Source organism: Tranquillimonas alkanivorans, from assembly GCF_900115595.1.
GTDB lineage: Bacteria > Pseudomonadota > Alphaproteobacteria > Rhodobacterales > Rhodobacteraceae > Tranquillimonas > Tranquillimonas alkanivorans.
In genome coordinates, this window is the sequence record NZ_FOXA01000066.1 from 1 (window position 1) to 2,984 (window position 2,984).

The window sequence follows — 2,984 nt, forward strand, 5'->3', positions numbered from 1 at the left end:
AGGAGGGCAATGCATTAACAATCAACCTGGACCACTCGAATGGGGCAGTTCACAACCTCGTTCGCTCTGGCAAGCCCCGGAGCAGATTTCCTGAGGGAAAGCTCCCCGCTCTCCGGATCGAGCTCCACAAGCCCCAAGCCTTGGCCTCGAAGAACTTCGAACCTCAGTTCATCCCCATCGGGATCGACTGCCGCTACTCTCCCGACGTACGTCTGATCCGGAGCGACAACGAAGTCTGGCGAGGATGTAAAGTAACCCGTGGGGCCGATTTCCCCCTCGATGCTGCTGACCTGTACGGGTGCCGGCTCGAAAGAGACATCGACCCAGTAGTTGGTAGCATTGTAGCTTTGCGTCGGATAGACGATCGAATTTCCGTACGCATATACACCATTCTGAATTCCCGGAGCCTGCAACTTTTCGTAAGGCTCGCCGTAACCGTCTGCGAAGAACCCCGACTGGGAAAGATAATTATCGTTGGTTCTGTAGGATACGGTGTATTCGCTGAGCGCCTGCACCTGAACCGGCGCATCCAGCGCGGCGAATTGCCATCCGCTTTCCCCCGGGGCGGATTCGAATGTGGCCGTCGCCAGAAGAATACCGTCCTCACTCCATAGCCGGCCTTCACGAATGTCCGTGTCGCCAGCGTCCGCTGCAGTACGCCAATACTTGAGCCCCGTGATATTTCCGCTCTCGGAGGCGCTGAACCGTGTGCCAAGCTCGACGGCCGTCCCATCGTTGTACGGCGTTCCCGTGACTGCTTCGTGGGGATCGAAAAGACTGAAGGCCACGGGCGTTGGCGGAGCCGTGATTTCGATCGTCTGCGCCGGCAGGGCTGCGACGCTCGGAAGGTTGAGGCTGTCATCGATCGCTCTGGCGAGCACTTCGGTAATCCCGACCGAGGTCGGCGTCCAAGTGTAGGACCAGGTGTCCGTTCCGATGGCCGGTTTCCAGGTCTGACCGCCATCGGTCGAGACCTCCACGAGGGCGACGACACCGTCTTCGGTCGATGGATCTTCGTCGTCGTCGGTCGCTGCACCAGTGATCGTCAGCGCCTGGAAAGAGGGATGGCTCGAGGGCAGGTCGTCAAGCAGGGTCGTCGCGGCCACCGCGTCCGATGAGGCTGTCGCCCTTACCAGGCCCTGCGAGGAGAGGACGGCGTCCGCCACCGCCGGCTGGATGCCCATGTCCGCGAAGAGATTGACGACAAACTGCTGCAACTCGGCGTTCTCGATATTGGCCCCGTAAGGCTCGCTGTCATGTTCGTTGCTGAGAGCCCACGACCAGAACACCGTTCCGGCGCCGAAGACGAGCGCGCCGCTTTCGGCACGATAGAGGGAGAGGTTGTGTGTCGCCTCGCCCGGCGCGGTCCTGTTGCCTTGATCGATGAGAATCCCGGACCACGGGATCGTCGTTTCCGAAAGCTTCACGAGTCCGGCCGGACGGAAGTCGTCCTCCGGCGAGGTGTTCCATTCATACCCGAGGATCCCTTCGGACATGTCGAGTTCACCGCCGTCCGCGACGCTGGTGTCCCGCCACACGCGCAGCGGAGCGAATTTCTCCGGGACGTCCAGGGCGCCGCCGAATTCTCCGGTCCCGTCAGGACCGAAAAGCTGCCCTGTGAGCGAGTTTTCGGCGCAATTGCACAGATGCGGCTGCCCCGAAAGCGGTGGCCGGTCAAAGTCATCGCCGGCAAGCGGATTGCCGATGAAGCGGTCGTCGCGCCAAGTTCCGGTCCAGATATTTTCGGGGTCGAGATTGTAGTAATCGTCGGGACCGGCCAGTTGATCGGCATGTGCCCACGTCTCTTTGTAGCAGACGAGGGTGCGGTACTCGATCCCATCGACGATGCTCGTTTCCCAACGTGTCTTCCAGTAGACCTCGTTGCCGCTCCAGAAAAGGAGGTTCACGCCGGCGTCACGGGCCTCCTCCACATTTGCGCGCTGGTTGCCCGACCAGTACTCGTCGTGCCCGACCGAGATGTAGGATTGGTACTTCTTGAGGTAGTCGGCCCCCAGTCGGTCGGTGTCGAGGCCGGAAATGTAGGCAACGTCGTAGCCATTCTGCTCCAGCCAGTGAATCGCGGCGTATTCCGCGCCGAAGATGTAATCCTGCGCTCCCGCCGCAGGCCCTCCTTGCGCTCCTTCTATGCCGCGCGTGATAAGCGGACGATTGTAGCTGACAGCGTAGGCCCGGTCCTGTGCGAAAAAGCCAGCCCCGGGAATATCGGGATGGTTTATGGTGCCCGACGCGTCGCCATAGAAGTTCGCACCGATCACGCCGTTATTGCCGAACCAGCCGTTGTAAGCGTGCCATGTCGTATCAGCCGTCTGCAGCACGATGTCTGCTTCACGTTCGTCGTCGCGCACGATGAACGGGACCTGGTTGACCGCCCCATCTACAGGTTCCCCCCTCCTGTCGAGCCGCTGAAGGCGCGCAAGATAGAGGCCCGAGACGGCATCGGTCGGAATCTGCCAACTGTCGGTCACCGACCAGTTGCCGGCATCCACGAGGCCGCGGACCGGGTCATAATCGGGATCGGGCTGAAGCGTCGCGTCCGTGTTGATCCACTCGCCGACCTTGCGCGCGCCATCCCCGCCATAATAGCCGAGCCGGAAGACCTCGACGAGGTAGTCGCTCCCGGCACCGCCGTTGACGTTGATCTTGAAGTCGACCGCTCCACCGACATTGACGCTGATGTCGGTTGCGAAGCCCTCGATTTCCCTCGTGTGGGGCACATCCCAGTAGGAACGGGGCGTCCCGGGCTTCTGATTTTCGAGGAGGATTTCCGTCGAAGGGCCCACAACCTCTGGCGCGATGGTCACGCTCACCGCCGCCGGGGCCGAGCGCAGACCGCCGCTGTCGGCGATGGTGTAGGCGATCGGCGTCACTGCGCCGGCATAGCCGGACTCGGGCGTGAAGGTGATCGCGCCGGTTACCCCGTCGACGCTCCAGACACCCTCGCCCGCGACCGTCTTGAGCTTGCC

Annotated in this window: 1 protein-coding gene; it reads right to left on the reverse strand. The window is 61.8% G+C overall.

Translation table 11 applies throughout. The features are described from left to right. Positions 1–14: 14 nt before the first annotated feature. A partial coding sequence (locus BM162_RS22050; RefSeq protein ID WP_245759381.1) for a N,N-dimethylformamidase beta subunit family domain-containing protein occupies positions 15–2,984 on the reverse strand: 2,970 nt, incomplete at its 5' end.